The following is a 13,110-nucleotide window of genomic DNA, read 5'->3' as shown; positions in this document are numbered from 1 at the left end:
CACTGTTCGTCAGCGGTCGGTCAGATCCCGCACCTCCGCGTAACGCTCCCGCACGTGCGGGGCCGGGTCGGTTTCGTAGTGGCGGCTCGGTTCGGGTTCCCAGGTGGGAGGCTCGTCGCCTCCGCGCAGCACCCACGCCGCCTGTCGGGCCGCGCCCCGCGCCACGTACTCCCCCGGTTCGGGAACGTCGACAGGCATGCCCAGCACCGCCGGCGCCAGCTCGCACACCGCCTGCGAGCGCGCCCCACCGCCGACGAGCAGCACCCGCCGGACCTCGGTGCCCTGCGCCCGGATGTGGTCGATGCCGTCGGCCAGCGAACACAGCAGGCCCTCGAACGCCGCGCGGGCGAGATGCGCGGGAGTCGCCGTTCCGAGCCGCAGCCCGTGCAGTGCGCCCGTCGCGCCGGGACGGTTCGGGGTACGTTCCCCTTCCAGATACGGGACCAGCACGAGTCCGTCGCTGCCGGCCGGCGCCGAGAGTGCGAGCCGCGTGAGCTCGGTGTGGTCGACGCCGAGCATCGTCGCGGTGGCGTCCAGTACCCGGGCCCCGTTGAGCGTGCACACCAGTGGCAGATGCCGGCCGGTCGCGTCGGCGAATCCCGCGACGTAACCGTCCGCATCGCGGGCCGGTGTCGTGGACACCGCGCACACCACGCCCGACGTGCCGATCGAGACGACCACATCGCCTTCGCGGACGTCGAGGGCCAGCGCGCTCGCCGCATTGTCGCCGGCCCCCGGACCGAGCAGGGCACCGGCGACCGTCTCACCGACGCTCTCGGCCGGCCCGGCGACCCGCGGAAGGATCGGACTCGGCCGGCGCAGGGCCAGTTCGAGCAGATCCCGGCGATAGGTGTCCGTGGACGCGTCGAAGTAGCCGGTGCCGCTCGCGTCGCTGCGATCGGTGGCGAGCCGGTCGAGGTCGCGGTCGGTACGCATCGTCCACGTCAGCCAGTCGTGCGGCAGGCACAGCGCCGCGGTGCGGTCGGCGTTGCCGGGTTCGTGGTCGGCGAGCCAGCGGGTCTTCGCGACGGTGATCGCGGCGAGCGGGACCACCCCGACGGCCTCGGCCCACGCGGCCGAGCCACCGGCCTCGTCGACGAGATCGGCTGCTGCCGCTGCGGATCTCGTGTCGTTCCACAGCAGCGCGTCGCGGACCACGTCGCCGCGGTCGTCGAGGCAGACCATGCCGTGCTGCTGCGCTCCCACCGAGATCGCCGCGACGTCGTCGAGTCCGCCCGCTTCGGAACATGCCCGATCGAAGGCGGCGCGCCACTCCAGCGGGTCCACCGCGGTGCCGGGCGGATGCGGAGCACGACCTTCGCGCACGATGGTTCCGGTGTCGGCGTCGCACACGACGACCTTGCACGACTGGGTGGACGAATCGATCCCGGCGACGAGCGTCATCGTGCCGCCTCCCGGGCCGCGGTACGGTCGGCCAGCGTGGGCAGGTCGGCGCCGGCGCGCGCGACGGTCAGACCGGACGTCCACGCGGCGGTGTCGAGCACGTCGCGCAGGTCGTCGATCCCGATGCCGCGCAGCGGTTCCCGATTATCGGCGCCGAGGAGTCCGCAGGTCCACAATCCGTCGAGCAGACCGGTGGTGAAGGCGTCGCCTGCCCCGACGGTGTCGACAACCTCGACCCGCACGGCGGGCACCTCGACGGTTCCGGCCGCACACAGCGCCACCGCACCGCGTTCTCCGCGGGTCACCGCGACGATCGCCGGCCCTCGCGAGAGCCAGTCCCGTGCGGTGTCGAGGGGATCGCGGTCGGGTGCGAACCACGTCAGGTCCTCGTCGCTGGCCTTGACCACATCGGCGAGCGAGACGAGGCGTTCGATCCGTTCCCGCCCACACGCCGGGTCGTCGATCAGTGCCGGGCGGACGTTCGGGTCGAAGCTCACCGTGGACGTTCCTGCCTGCTGCGCGACGAGTTCGGCGACGAGTTCACAACCGGGTTCGAGCACCGTCGCGATGGATCCGGTGTGCACGAGCACGGCGTCCACCGACGGTGGTGGCTCGACCGGATCCCAGACGATATCGAATTCGTACTTCGCGGAACCCTTCTCGTCGATCTCCGCCTGCGCGGTCGCTGTGCGCTCGGCTGCCGCGCTGCCCGGCGTCAACGACACACCGGAGGCCGCGAGATGGTCGACGATCCGCCGTCCGCGGGCGTCGGTGCCGACGCGTGTCGTGAACTGCACGGGCCGGTCGAGCCGCCCCAGACCCAGCGCGACGTTGAGCGGGCTCCCGCCCACATGCTCGACGGGTTCGGCACCGCCGCGGTGGACGATGTCGACGAGGGCTTCTCCGACGACGAGCGCGTGGCCGTTCATTCCGGCTCTCCCGGAAGTTCTTTCAGGGTGGCGCGGGCGCCGTCGTTGTGCAGGGCGTTGAGCGCCCAGGTGTAGGCGTCGACGAAGCGGTGGTTCTGCGCGAGATCACCGAAGACCTCGGTGTTCTCGATGAAAGCAGTGGGATGCGTGAGTTGTCGTCGCGCGATCGGGACGAGCGTGTCGGCGAGCCGGTCGACCACCTCGATCGGTTGCCCCTGTTCGTCGACGCCTTCGGCGTAGCGCGCCCACGAGGCGACGATCGCCGCGGACGACTGCACGTGACCACCGGTGGCCAGGTTCTCCCGGATCACCGGCACCAGCCACTTCGGGATGCGGTCGGACGACTCGGCGCACAAGCGGGCGATCGTGTCCCGGATCTCGGGGTTCGCGAACCTCTCGATGAGGGTGGTCTTGTACTCGTCGAGATCGATGCCCGGCACCGGTTTCAGGGTCGGCGTCGCGTCGGTGTCCATGTAGGCACGGACGAATCCGGCGAGGAGCGGATCCTGTGCGGCCTCGTGGACGAGCCGGTATCCCATGAGATACGCGAAATAGCAGAGCCCCTGATGACCCGCGTTGAGCAGACGCAACTTCATCAGCTCGTAGGGAGCGACGTCGTCGACGATCTGCACTCCCGCATCCTCGAAAGGCGGGCGCCCGTCGGCGAAGGCCTCCTCGAGGACCCAGGAGGTGAAGGGCTCGGCGGCGACCGGCCAGCGGTCCTGCACGTCGAAGCGTTCGGACAACGCCGAGACCACCTCGTCGGTGGTCACCGGGGTGATCCGGTCGACCATCGAGTTCGGGAAGCGGACGTGCTCGGAGATCCACTCCGCGAGATCCGGGTTCAGAAGGCGCGCGTATTCGGTGAAGACGCGACGCGCGACGCTTCCGTTGCCCTCGATGTTGTCGCACGACATCACCGTCGGGGCGCGCAGTGCCCGCTCCCGACGCCGGGCGAGAGCCTCGGTGACGAGACCGAAGACGGTGGCCGGGGGTTCACCGGACCGCAAATCGTGTTGCACGGCCGGATCGTCGACGTCGAACTCGCCGGTGTCGTGACGGATGTTGTAGCCGCCCTCGGTGACGGTCAGCGAGATGATCCGGGTGGTCGGGGCCGCGAGCAACTCGATGACGGCCTCGGGATCGTCGGGAGCGTAACGATAGTCGACGATCGAGCCGATCACCCGCGGCTCCCACGTGCCGTCGGGATGGGTGAGCACCAGCGTGTACAGGTGGTCCTGCGCGGCGAGTGCCTCCTGCATGCGGCGATCACCGGGGAGCACCCCGACGCCGCAGATACCCCATTCCTTCGCCTTCCCCTGTTCGAGGAGCCGGTCTACGTACATCGCCTGATGCGCGCGGTGGAATCCGCCCACACCGAAGTGCACGATGCCGACGGAGACGTCGTCCCGACTGTAACTCGGGACGGGCACACCCAGCTCGGGAAGCGTTTGCTCGTTCACGTGCATGGATCTTCAGTCCTTTCCCGCCGGATCGGTCACGTCCACGACGGCCTTGATGTTTCCGGGTGTGCGATCGGATTCGAGTGCGTCGGCGGTCTTGTCGAGGGGGAACCGGGCGGTGACCATCGAGTCGAGATCGACCCGGCCCGCCCCGAGGAGCGCGAGCGCGGTCGGCCACGTGTTCGCGTAACGGAACACGCCGGTCAGGATCAGTTCGCGGTTCTGGACCAGCTGCACCGGCAGGGTCATCGTCTCGGCGCCGGATCCGACGAGGACGACGGTGCCGCCGGGACGGACCGCGCGGATACCCGAGTCGACGGCGGCGGGGGCGCCGGACGCGTCGATGTAGGCGTCCACGCGCAGGGCCGACGGGTCGTCGACGCGGGGATCGAGCGCAGCGCTCGCCCCGAACGACTGTGCGGTCTCGCGTCGTCGCTCGTCGAGGTCGGTGACGACGACCTCGACCGCACCGAAGGCGCGCGCGACCTGTGCGACGACGATGCCGACGGGCCCGGCGCCGGTGACGAGGACTCGTGAGCCGGCGGTGACACGGGCCTTCCGGACGGCCGCGATACCGACCGACAGCGGCTCGCACAGGGCGGCGGCGTCGTCGGACACCGTGTCCGGAACGGGATGCGCGAAGGCCGCCCCGATGGTGACGTACTCGCACAGCGCGCCGTCGACGGGCGGTGTGGCGTAGAAGCGCATGTGCGGGCACAGGTTGTAGTCGCCGCGGCGCGTCTCCTCGGTGAGCGGGTCGGGGCGTTGCGGTTCGATCGAGACCCGCTCGCCGATCCGGCTCTGCGGAACACCGTCTCCGACCGCGACCACGACCCCGGACGCCTCGTGGCCGAGCACGATCGGATCGGTCACGACGAACTCGCCGATACGTCCTTCGCGGTAGTAGTGCGCGTCCGAACCGCACACCCCCACGGTGGTCACCCGGACGAGGACGTCGCCGGGCTCCGGTGCAGGTAGTGGCCGTTCCTGCATCTCGATGCGGCCCGGTTCGAGAAGCACGGCGGCACGCATCGTGTCCGGGAGCGTCGGGCGAACTGTTGTGTGGGTCACACTGCGATGCTAACGTACTGAGCAGATGCACGCACCCCTGAGCAGATGCTCACGGAGCGTTGAATACTGCTCGCACCAAGGAGAGCTCGTGACCGCCCCCGGCCCCACCAACATCCCGGACACGGAGAGCCCGGTATCCACCGAGGATCTCCGTCTCGCCGTGCGGGCCGCGACGCTCTACTACCTCGACGGCCTCACGCAGGCCGAGGTGGCGCAGCGTCTCGGCGTCTCCCGCCCCACCGCCGGCCGGCTCGTCGCGCGGGCTCGCGCCCAGGGCCTGGTGCGCATCGAGGTCACCGTGCCACCCACCTGGCGCGACGACCTGCACGCCGAGACCGAACGGGCACTCGAGGAGCGCTACGGGCTCGTCGAGGCCGTAGTGGTCGGGCGTCGCGTCGACGACGCCGGCCCGATCGAGGACTCCGCGAGCTTCGCCGCCCTCGGGCGCGCCGCCGCCGGCCTGCTCACCCGGCGCCTCCGCCCCTCCGACACCCTCGGATTCACATGGGGCCCGGAGACCGTCGCTGTGGCACAGGCCCTTCCGTCGGGTGTCGCGAGTTGCGCGACGATCGTCCAGCTCGACGGATCCATCTCCACGAGCGCCTACCAGACCGGCACCGAGTTCGTCCTCGGTCGCTGCGCCGAACAACTTCGGGCGCAACCGCTCCGGCTTCCCACACCGCTGTACGCCGATCCGTCCACGGTCGCATCGATGCACGCCGACTCGTTGATCTCCCGCACGCTCGAGGTCGGGCGCCGCGCCGAGGTGATGCTCTTCGGTGTGGGCGCGGTGTCGACCTCGACCACCCTGTTCGAGGGCAGCTTCCTCGACACCACGATGCTCCACGAACTCGACGGCCTCGGTGCGGTCGGCGAGATCGGCGGCCGGTTCTTCCGCGCCGACGGCACCCCCGTGCACGGCGAACTCGAGACCCGAACCATGTCGGTGCCCCTCGACGACGTCCGCGACTGCCCCGCCACCATTCTCGTCACCGGCGGGCAGTCCAAGCACCGCGCTGTACTCGGTGCTCTCCGAGGCGGTCTCGCGAACATGCTCGTCTGCGACATCGCGTGCGCCCAGTATCTGCTCGACCATCCCGACCACGCCCTCGAGAACGGCACCCCGAAGGACGAGGCACCACCGAAATGAGGTAGACCATCGTGCCTACAGCAAGAAGATCCATCCGCGCGGCCGCGGCAGGAGCCGTGGCCCTGAGCGTCGCACTGACCGGTTGTGCCGGTGCAGGATCGATCGGTACGTCCGGCCGCACCGTCACCATCGCGATGGTGTCGAACTCACAGATGCAGGACGCCCGGCAACTCGCCTCGCAGTTCGAGGCCGAGAACCCGGAGATCGACCTGAAGTTCGTCACCCTCTCCGAGAACGAGGCGCGCGCCAAGATCACCGCGTCCACGGCGATGGGCGGTGGCGAGTTCGACGTCGTGATGATCAGCAACTACGAGACTCCCCAGTGGGCGGAGTACGGCTGGCTCACGAACCTGTCACCGTACATCGAGCAGACCGACGGCTACGACGCCGACGACATCATTCCCTCTCTGCGCGAAGCACTCTCGTACGAGGGCGACATGTACTCGGTGCCCTTCTACGGCGAATCGTCATTCCTGATGTACCGCAAGGACCTGTTCGAACAGGCCGGCATCACACTGTCCGACCCGCCGACCTGGACCGAGGTCGCCGAGGCCGCAGCGCAACTCGACGGCCCCGACATCAACGGCATCTGCCTGCGCGGCAAGCCCGGCTGGGGTGAGCTGCTCGCACCGCTCGACACCGTCATCAACACCTTCGGTGGACGGTGGTTCGACGAGAACTGGAATGCGCAGCTGAACAGCCCCGAGGTGCGCGAGGCGGTGCAGTTCTACGTCGACCTCGTCCGCGAGTACGGTCAGCCCGGCGCTGCGACGAGCGGATTCAGCGAGTGCGCAACGCAACTCGCGCAGGGACGCGTCGCCATGTGGTACGACTCCACCTCCGCCGTCTCGACCCTCGAGGATCCCGCCTCGAGCAATGTCGTCGGCAAGATCGGCTACGCGGCCGCCCCCGTCCAGGAGAAGGACCCCTCGGGCTGGCTCTACACGTGGTCACTCGGTATCCCGGCGAGCAGCGAGCACACCGAGGACGCCTGGAAGTTCATCTCGTGGATGACCGACCAGCAGTACCTGCGCACCGTCGGTGAGCAGCTCGGCTGGGAGCGGGTGCCGCCGGGCAGCCGACTGTCGACCTACGAGATCCCCGAATACGCCGAGGCTGCCGCGGCCTACGGCCCGATCACCCTCGAATCCATCGAAGGAGCCGACCAGCAGAACCCCACGGTCGACCCCGTCCCGTACACGGGCATCCAGTTCGTGGCCATCCCCGAGTTCCAGGATCTCGGCACCCGGGTCAGCCAGCAGATCAGCGCCGCCATCGCCGGACGGCAGAGCGTCGAGGAAGCCCTCGACCAGGCACAGAAGTACGCCGAGGCCGTCGGCGCGACCTACCGGGAGAAGACGTCATGACCGCACCTGCAGCGCAGCGTCCCGCGCCGGACGCCGACGAGCGCATCCGCGCCGTACGGGAAGCGAAGGAGGAGCAGATCTCGCGGGCCGAAGGATGGCGCCGACGCGGACCCCTGCTCCCGGCCCTGATCTTCACGATCGTGGTCACCCAGGTCCCGTTCCTGTTCACGCTCTACTACTCGACCCAGTCGTGGAACCTCGTCAGCCCCGGCTCCCGCCGGTTCGTCGGCCTCCAGAACTACGTCGACGTCTTCCAGGACAGCCAGTTCTGGCAGGTCGCCCTGAACACGGTGATCCTCATCGTCGGCACGGTCCTGATCTCCGTGATACTCGGGCTGCTCCTCGCACTCCTGCTCGACCGGGCATTCCTCGGACGCGGTGTCGCACGGACCCTGCTGATCACACCGTTCCTCGTCACCCCGGTCGCCAGTGCGCTGATCTGGAAGACGTCGATGTTCGATCCCGTCTTCGGCATCGTCAACTTCGTCCTCTCCCCGTTCGGGGTCGAGCAGGTCGACTGGGTGAGCCGGTTCCCGCTCCCTGCCGTGATGGTCGCGCTGGTGTGGCAGTGGACGCCGTTCATGATGCTGCTCATCCTCGCCGGCCTGCAATCGATGCCCCGCGACATCCTCGAGGCCGGCCGCGTCGACGGCGCCGGAGCCTTCGCCCTGTTCCGGGAACTGACGCTGCCGCACCTGCGCCGGTTCATCGAACTCGGCACCGTTCTCGGCGCGATCTACCTGGTGAACACATTCGACGCGATCTACATGATGACCCAGGGCGGCCCCGGCACGGCCAGCTCCAACCTGCCGTTCTACATCTACCAGCGCGCGTTCCTCGGCTTCGACATCGGCCAGGCGGCGGCAATGGGCGTCGTGGTCGTCATCGGCACGATCGTCATCGCCACCTTCGCACTGCGCCTGATCTTCACATCGTTCACCGGCAAGGAGGAAGCGGCATGAGCACCACGGCCACGGAGCCGCAAGCTTCGGACACCACGGCACCCACCAGCCGTGTCATGCGCACGGCCCGGAAACGCAAGAACCGCAAGTTCAATCCCTGGGGTGTGGTCGCGTGGATCGCCGCCATCGGATTCTTCTTCCCGGTCTTCTGGATGGTGCTCACCGCCTTCAAGCAGGAGGCCGACGCCTACTCCGACCCACCGAAGTTCTTCTTCACCCCCACCCTCGACCAGTTCCGGGCGGTGTTCGAGACCGGAGTGGGCACGGCCCTGCTCAACTCGGCCTTCGCCACCATCGTCTCGACGGTGCTGGTCCTGCTGCTCGGCGTGCCGGCGGCCTTCGCGCTGTCGCTGCGGCCGGTGAAGAAGACCAAGGACGTGTTGTTCTTCTTCATCAGCACGAAGATGCTGCCCATCGTCGCGGCGATCATCCCGCTATACGTGATCGTCGCGAACGTCGGTCTGCTCGACAACATCTGGGCCCTGATCATCCTGTACACGGCGATGAACCTGCCCATCGCGGTATGGATGATGCGGTCGTTCTTCCTCGAGGTCCCGGGCGAGCTGCTCGAGGCGGCGAGCATGGACGGCGCGAGCCTGTGGACGGCGGTACGCGAGCTGATCCTCCCGCTCGTCTCCCCCGGCATCGCCGCGACCGCCCTGATCTGCGTGATCTTCTCGTGGAACGAGTTCTTCTTCGCCGTCAACCTGACCGCCGTCCAGGCGCAGACGATTCCCGTCTTCCTCGTCGGTTTCATCACCGGTGAGGGCCTGTACTGGGCCCGGCTCTCCGCCGCCGCGACGATGGCGGCGCTGCCCGTCGTGCTCGCGGGCTGGCTCGCCCAGAACAAGCTCGTGCGCGGCCTGTCGTTCGGCGCCATCAAGTAGACCCGATTCCCTTTACCAGCAAGGACTTCCATCATGGCCGACATCACCTACCGCAACGCCTCGTGCATCTACGAGAACTCCGACACCTTCGCGGTCGATTCGCTGAACCTCGACATCGAGGACGGCGAGTTCGTGGTCCTCGTCGGACCGTCCGGATCCGGCAAGAGCACCGCGCTGCGCATGCTCGCCGGGCTCGAGGACATCGACGAGGGGTCGATCTCCATCGGCGGCAAGGACATGACCGGTGTGCCGTCGAAGGACCGCGACATCGCGATGGTCTTCCAGAACTACGCGCTGTACCCGAACAAGACGGTCGCCGAGAACATGGGCTTCGCCCTGAAGATGCGCGGCGTGAGCGCGGACGAGCGTCGCCGCAAGGTCGAGGAAGCGGCGAAAATCCTGAACTTGACCCAGTTCCTCGACCGCAAGCCCGCCAAGCTGTCCGGTGGTCAGCGCCAGCGCGTCGCGATGGGACGCGCGATCGTGCGTGAGCCGCAGGTGTTCTGCATGGACGAGCCGTTGTCGAACCTCGATGCGAAGCTGCGCGTGCAGACCCGCACCGAGATCGCGGCGCTGCAACGCCGTCTCGGCACCACCACCGTCTACGTCACCCACGACCAGGTCGAGGCGATGACGATGGGCGATCGCGTCGCCGTCCTGAAGAACGGAGTGCTGCAGCAGTTCTCCAGCCCCACCGAACTCTACGACCGTCCCGCCAACGCATTCGTCGCCGGTTTCATCGGCTCGCCGTCCATGAACCTGCTCCGCGCGAAGGTCGTCGACGACGGAGTCGTCGTGGGCAGCACCGTCATCCCCGTCGAACGCGACCGCATCGCGCGACTGCACTCCGCAGGCATCGAGGAAGTCACCGCCGGGATCCGGCCCGAGGACTTCGAGATCGCCGACGAGGGCGTCGAAGCCGTCGTCGAACTCGTCGAGGAACTCGGCAGCGAGTCGTACCTGTACACGCGGGTGCCCGGCACCGGCAATCAGGTGGTCGCGCGGGCCCTGGTCCGTACCCCCGCACGCCTCGCCGACACCGTGCACCTGCGCAAGCGCGAAGGTACGGTGCACCTGTTCCACGTCGACACCGGAGAGCGGGTGGGCGACTGACCCGGCGACGGAAGGATCACTGTGGGCGAGCAGAAGGAACGGATGCTGGCCGGCGAACTCTACATCGCCGACGATCCCGAACTCGCCGCCGACGCGCTGCGGGCAGCGCTGCTGACCGAGAAGTACAACGCGTCGAGCGCAGCGGATCCGGATGCGCGTCGCGCGCTGCTCGAGGAGTTGTTCGACTCGATCGGTGACGACGTGGAGATCCGGCCGCCACTGCAGGTGGATTACGGGTACCGGATCACCGTGGGGAACGGAACATTCGTCAACTTCGGCGCGATCATGCTCGACGTCGCGCCGATCACGATCGGCTCGGACGTGCAGATCGGCCCGAACGTGCAACTCCTCACCCCCACTCATCCGCTCGATCCCGATCTCCGCCGCGCGAAGTGGGAATCGGCGCAACCGATCACGATCGGCGACAACGTGTGGCTCGGCGGTGGCGCGATCGTCGGACCGGGCGTCACGATCGGCGAGAACACCGTCGTGGGAGCCGGCGCGGTGGTCACCCGCGACCTGCCGCCGAACGTCGTGGCGACGGGCGTACCTGCGCGGGTGACGCGCCGGCTCTGAGCCGATCGAAGCCACCGCCTCCGAGCCGATCGGAGCGGAACTTGCGTCGATCCCGGCGCTCGCTATGCTGCCCCGCATGATCAGTCGCCGCGCACGCCTCGTCAGCTTCGTCGTCGTCGCGGGTGCGGCACTCGTCGCGGCAGGGTGTTCGCGGAGCGTGGAGGGTGAGGCCATCGCATCCGAAGCACCCACCGAGCCGGCAAGCACCACCGTCACCTCGTCGGCGCCGCCCACGACCACGACCACCACGGCCGCACCGAAGCCCGTCGACCCCGACGACTACGCCGCGACCAGCGAAGGCGTGTACTACTTCGCGTCGCCGGGCGGGCAGTTCGGATGCGCCATCCTCGTCCACACCGCTCCCCTGACAGGCTGCCAGGGCACGATGCCGACGAGTGCACCCCGGGTCCCCGGCAGCGGCGCGCCCGACGTGCTGGTGCCCGCGAACGCCCTGATGCTCGAAGGCGACGGTCCCGGAGAGTGGGTCAGCATCGGCGACATCGCGTTCACGGATTTCGGGGGTGCCCCGAAGACGCTGCCGCACGGCAGCACTCTCACCGTCGATCCGTTCACGTGCACCGTCGACGAGAAGACCGGTGTCACGTGCGAGACGGACGCCCACGGATTCACCGTGTCGGCGACCGGCGGCGAAGTCTGGTGATCGCGGCGGTGCTCGGGGTGGTCAGGGCAGGTCGTCCCGCGCCATCGGCATCATGAAATCGCCGATCTCGTCCCGCATCCACCACTGGCCCGTCGCGCGTCGCTCGGCGTGCGTCGCGAAGCGGTAGCGAAACAGGCGGGCCCGCACCAGACGGGGCGGTTCGTCCGGGAACGGGTTGTGCCGGAGCAGTTTCACGGTGGCCGGATCGTTCTCCAGCAGTTTTCCCGCGAACCGCGGGAACCATCCCGCGGCGTAGTCGCGCGAGATCCCCGCGAACCACATCAACCAGTCCAGACGCAGGTGGTACGGCGCGTACTGACGAGGCCTGCGGTACACGTCGCCCGGTTTGCCCTTGAACTCGTACTCGCGCCACTCCGTCGCCGGTGTCACCACCGCATCGGTGGTGCCTTCGACGATCACTTCCCGCCGGGTGCGTGTGACGGTGCCGAACGCGCCGTAGGTGTTCACGAAGTGCCACTTGTTGAACGAGGCGTTCATCGCCTGCCGATGCGACATCATGTTCGCCACCGGCCAGTAGCTGAGCACCGCGACCAGCACGGTCAGCGCCACCACGACGACGGTGAACGCGATCGGTGTCGGACCGTAGGTCGTGGTGGAGTCGATCAGCAACCCGTAGAAACTGTCGGGCACCACCGACAACGCGATGACGATGGTGATCCAGTTGAGCCACGCGAAATTGCCGCTCGTCACCAGCCACAACTGCGTGACGATCATGATCAGTGCGGCGATCCCGGCGACCGGCTGCGGCAGGAACAACCCGAACGGCACGACGAGCTGGGTGAAATGGTTACCCGCCACCTCCACCTTGTGCAGCGGCCGCGGGATCAGGTGGAAGTACCGGCTGAGCGGGCCGGGCATCGGCTGGGTTTCGTGGTGGTAGTACAGACAGGTCAGGTCGCGCCAGCACCGGTCGCCGCGCATCTTGATCAGCCCGGCACCGAACTCGAGCCGGAACAACAACCAGCGCAGCAGGATCAGCACGAGCAGCGGCGGCGCGGTATCGGCGTTGCCCAGGAAGATCGCGAGCACGCCGGCCTCGAGCAGCAGCGACTCCCAGCCGAACGAGTACCAGACCTGACCCACGTTGACGATCGACAGGTACAGCAACCACATCACGAACCACACGAGCATGCAGACCACGAGCGGCAACTGCTCGGTGACACCGAGCATCGTCACCACCGACAGCACGAGACCCACCGCGGCGACCGCGGTGAACAGACCGTCGGAGTATCTCCAGTGGAACAGGCTAGGCGACTGCCGGAACGACGTGAGAGACAGGAATCGCGGGGCGGGAAGGATGCCGCGTTCGCCGATCAAGGCCCGGAACTGCAACAGAGCTGCGAGGAAGGCGACGGCGTACAGCGCCGCGAGTCCACGGGTGACCAGCAGCCGCCCGATCGTGTACCCGTCCGCGTCCAACCAGTCCATCGCTCGGCTCGTTCGTCGTCTGTCGTGCGCGCCGATTCGAGCATGCCACGTCCGGTTCGCCGGTGGAGACGGTCTCGC

The 13,110-nt window shown here is 68.2% G+C and carries 12 protein-coding genes; 7 read left to right on the top strand and 5 right to left on the bottom strand.

What is annotated here, in order from left to right:
• Positions 1-9: 9 nt before the first annotated feature.
• From CKW34_RS06120 to CKW34_RS06105, 4 genes are read right to left on the bottom strand one after another with little or no spacing between them, the layout of a single operon-like run.
• On the bottom strand, positions 10-1,404 hold the full coding sequence (locus CKW34_RS06120) for a xylulokinase (protein WP_059381530.1): 1,395 nt from the start codon (positions 1,402-1,404) through the stop codon (positions 10-12).
• Positions 1,401-2,333, bottom strand: coding sequence for a carbohydrate kinase family protein (locus tag CKW34_RS06115; RefSeq protein ID WP_059381531.1), 933 nt, complete (start codon positions 2,331-2,333; stop codon positions 1,401-1,403). Before CKW34_RS06115 ends, CKW34_RS06120 begins: the two co-directional genes overlap by 4 nt.
• Entirely contained in the window at positions 2,330-3,802 is a 1,473-nt protein-coding gene (locus CKW34_RS06110; protein ID WP_059381532.1) for a mannitol dehydrogenase family protein, read from the bottom strand. The genes CKW34_RS06115 and CKW34_RS06110 overlap by 4 nt, the downstream gene beginning before the upstream one ends.
• Positions 3,803-3,808: 6 nt before the next feature.
• Positions 3,809-4,828 (bottom strand): NAD(P)-dependent alcohol dehydrogenase, encoded by a 1,020-nt coding sequence (locus tag CKW34_RS06105; protein WP_059381533.1) that lies wholly within the window; start codon positions 4,826-4,828, stop codon positions 3,809-3,811.
• 127 nt (positions 4,829-4,955) lie between these two features.
• On the opposite strand from CKW34_RS06105, the gene CKW34_RS06100 reads away from it, so the two are divergent.
• From CKW34_RS06100 to CKW34_RS06070, 7 genes are all read left to right on the top strand, one after another.
• Positions 4,956-6,017 (top strand): sugar-binding transcriptional regulator, encoded by a 1,062-nt coding sequence (locus CKW34_RS06100; protein ID WP_059381534.1) that lies wholly within the window; start codon positions 4,956-4,958, stop codon positions 6,015-6,017.
• An 11-nt stretch (positions 6,018-6,028) separates the two neighbouring features.
• Positions 6,029-7,384 (top strand): ABC transporter substrate-binding protein, encoded by a 1,356-nt coding sequence (locus CKW34_RS06095; RefSeq protein ID WP_231921807.1) that lies wholly within the window; start codon positions 6,029-6,031, stop codon positions 7,382-7,384.
• The gene (locus CKW34_RS06090) at positions 7,381-8,346 is read left to right on the top strand and encodes a carbohydrate ABC transporter permease (protein ID WP_059381535.1); all 966 of its coding nucleotides are present in this window, start codon (positions 7,381-7,383) and stop codon (positions 8,344-8,346) included. The genes CKW34_RS06095 and CKW34_RS06090 overlap by 4 nt, the downstream gene beginning before the upstream one ends.
• Positions 8,343-9,233: a carbohydrate ABC transporter permease gene (locus CKW34_RS06085; RefSeq protein ID WP_059381536.1), complete on the top strand. Its 891-nt coding sequence runs from the start codon at positions 8,343-8,345 to the stop codon at positions 9,231-9,233. The genes CKW34_RS06090 and CKW34_RS06085 overlap by 4 nt, the downstream gene beginning before the upstream one ends.
• 33 nt (positions 9,234-9,266) lie before the next feature.
• Complete coding sequence (locus CKW34_RS06080) at positions 9,267-10,346, top strand: ABC transporter ATP-binding protein (RefSeq protein ID WP_059381537.1); 1,080 nt, start codon at positions 9,267-9,269, stop codon at positions 10,344-10,346.
• Between the two features lie 21 nt (positions 10,347-10,367).
• Positions 10,368-10,922, top strand: a complete 555-nt coding sequence (locus CKW34_RS06075) for a sugar O-acetyltransferase (protein ID WP_059381538.1) — start codon at positions 10,368-10,370, stop codon at positions 10,920-10,922.
• Between the two features lie 76 nt (positions 10,923-10,998).
• Positions 10,999-11,583 (top strand): hypothetical protein, encoded by a 585-nt coding sequence (locus CKW34_RS06070; protein ID WP_231921806.1) that lies wholly within the window; start codon positions 10,999-11,001, stop codon positions 11,581-11,583.
• Between the two features lie 21 nt (positions 11,584-11,604).
• On the opposite strand, the gene CKW34_RS06065 is transcribed toward CKW34_RS06070, so the two are convergent.
• Entirely contained in the window at positions 11,605-13,032 is a 1,428-nt protein-coding gene (locus tag CKW34_RS06065; RefSeq protein WP_059381540.1) for a lipase maturation factor family protein, read from the bottom strand.
• Positions 13,033-13,110 lie beyond the last annotated feature (78 nt).

Origin of the sequence: Rhodococcus rhodochrous, from assembly GCF_900187265.1 — a bacterium.
GTDB classification, from domain to species: domain Bacteria; phylum Actinomycetota; class Actinomycetes; order Mycobacteriales; family Mycobacteriaceae; genus Rhodococcus; species Rhodococcus rhodochrous.
Note: the sequence above shows the minus strand (reverse complement) of the source record. Positions and strands in the feature narration are given on the sequence as shown.

What these genes read in the sequence shown, in the direction of transcription:
- CKW34_RS06120 (WP_059381530.1), bottom strand. Translation starts at nt 1,404, where the DNA reads ATGACGCTCGTCGCCGGGATCGATTCGTCCACCCAGTCGTGCAAGGTC.
- CKW34_RS06115 (WP_059381531.1), bottom strand. Translation starts at nt 2,333, where the DNA reads ATGAACGGCCACGCGCTCGTCGTCGGAGAAGCCCTCGTCGACATCGTC.
- CKW34_RS06110 (WP_059381532.1), bottom strand. Translation starts at nt 3,802, where the DNA reads ATGCACGTGAACGAGCAAACGCTTCCCGAGCTGGGTGTGCCCGTCCCG.
- CKW34_RS06105 (WP_059381533.1), bottom strand. Translation starts at nt 4,828, where the DNA reads ATGCGTGCCGCCGTGCTTCTCGAACCGGGCCGCATCGAGATGCAGGAA.
- CKW34_RS06090 (WP_059381535.1), top strand. Translation starts at nt 7,381, where the DNA reads ATGACCGCACCTGCAGCGCAGCGTCCCGCGCCGGACGCCGACGAGCGC.
- CKW34_RS06085 (WP_059381536.1), top strand. Translation starts at nt 8,343, where the DNA reads ATGAGCACCACGGCCACGGAGCCGCAAGCTTCGGACACCACGGCACCC.
- CKW34_RS06080 (WP_059381537.1), top strand. Translation starts at nt 9,267, where the DNA reads ATGGCCGACATCACCTACCGCAACGCCTCGTGCATCTACGAGAACTCC.
- CKW34_RS06070 (WP_231921806.1), top strand. Translation starts at nt 10,999, where the DNA reads ATGATCAGTCGCCGCGCACGCCTCGTCAGCTTCGTCGTCGTCGCGGGT.
- CKW34_RS06065 (WP_059381540.1), bottom strand. Translation starts at nt 13,032, where the DNA reads ATGGACTGGTTGGACGCGGACGGGTACACGATCGGGCGGCTGCTGGTC.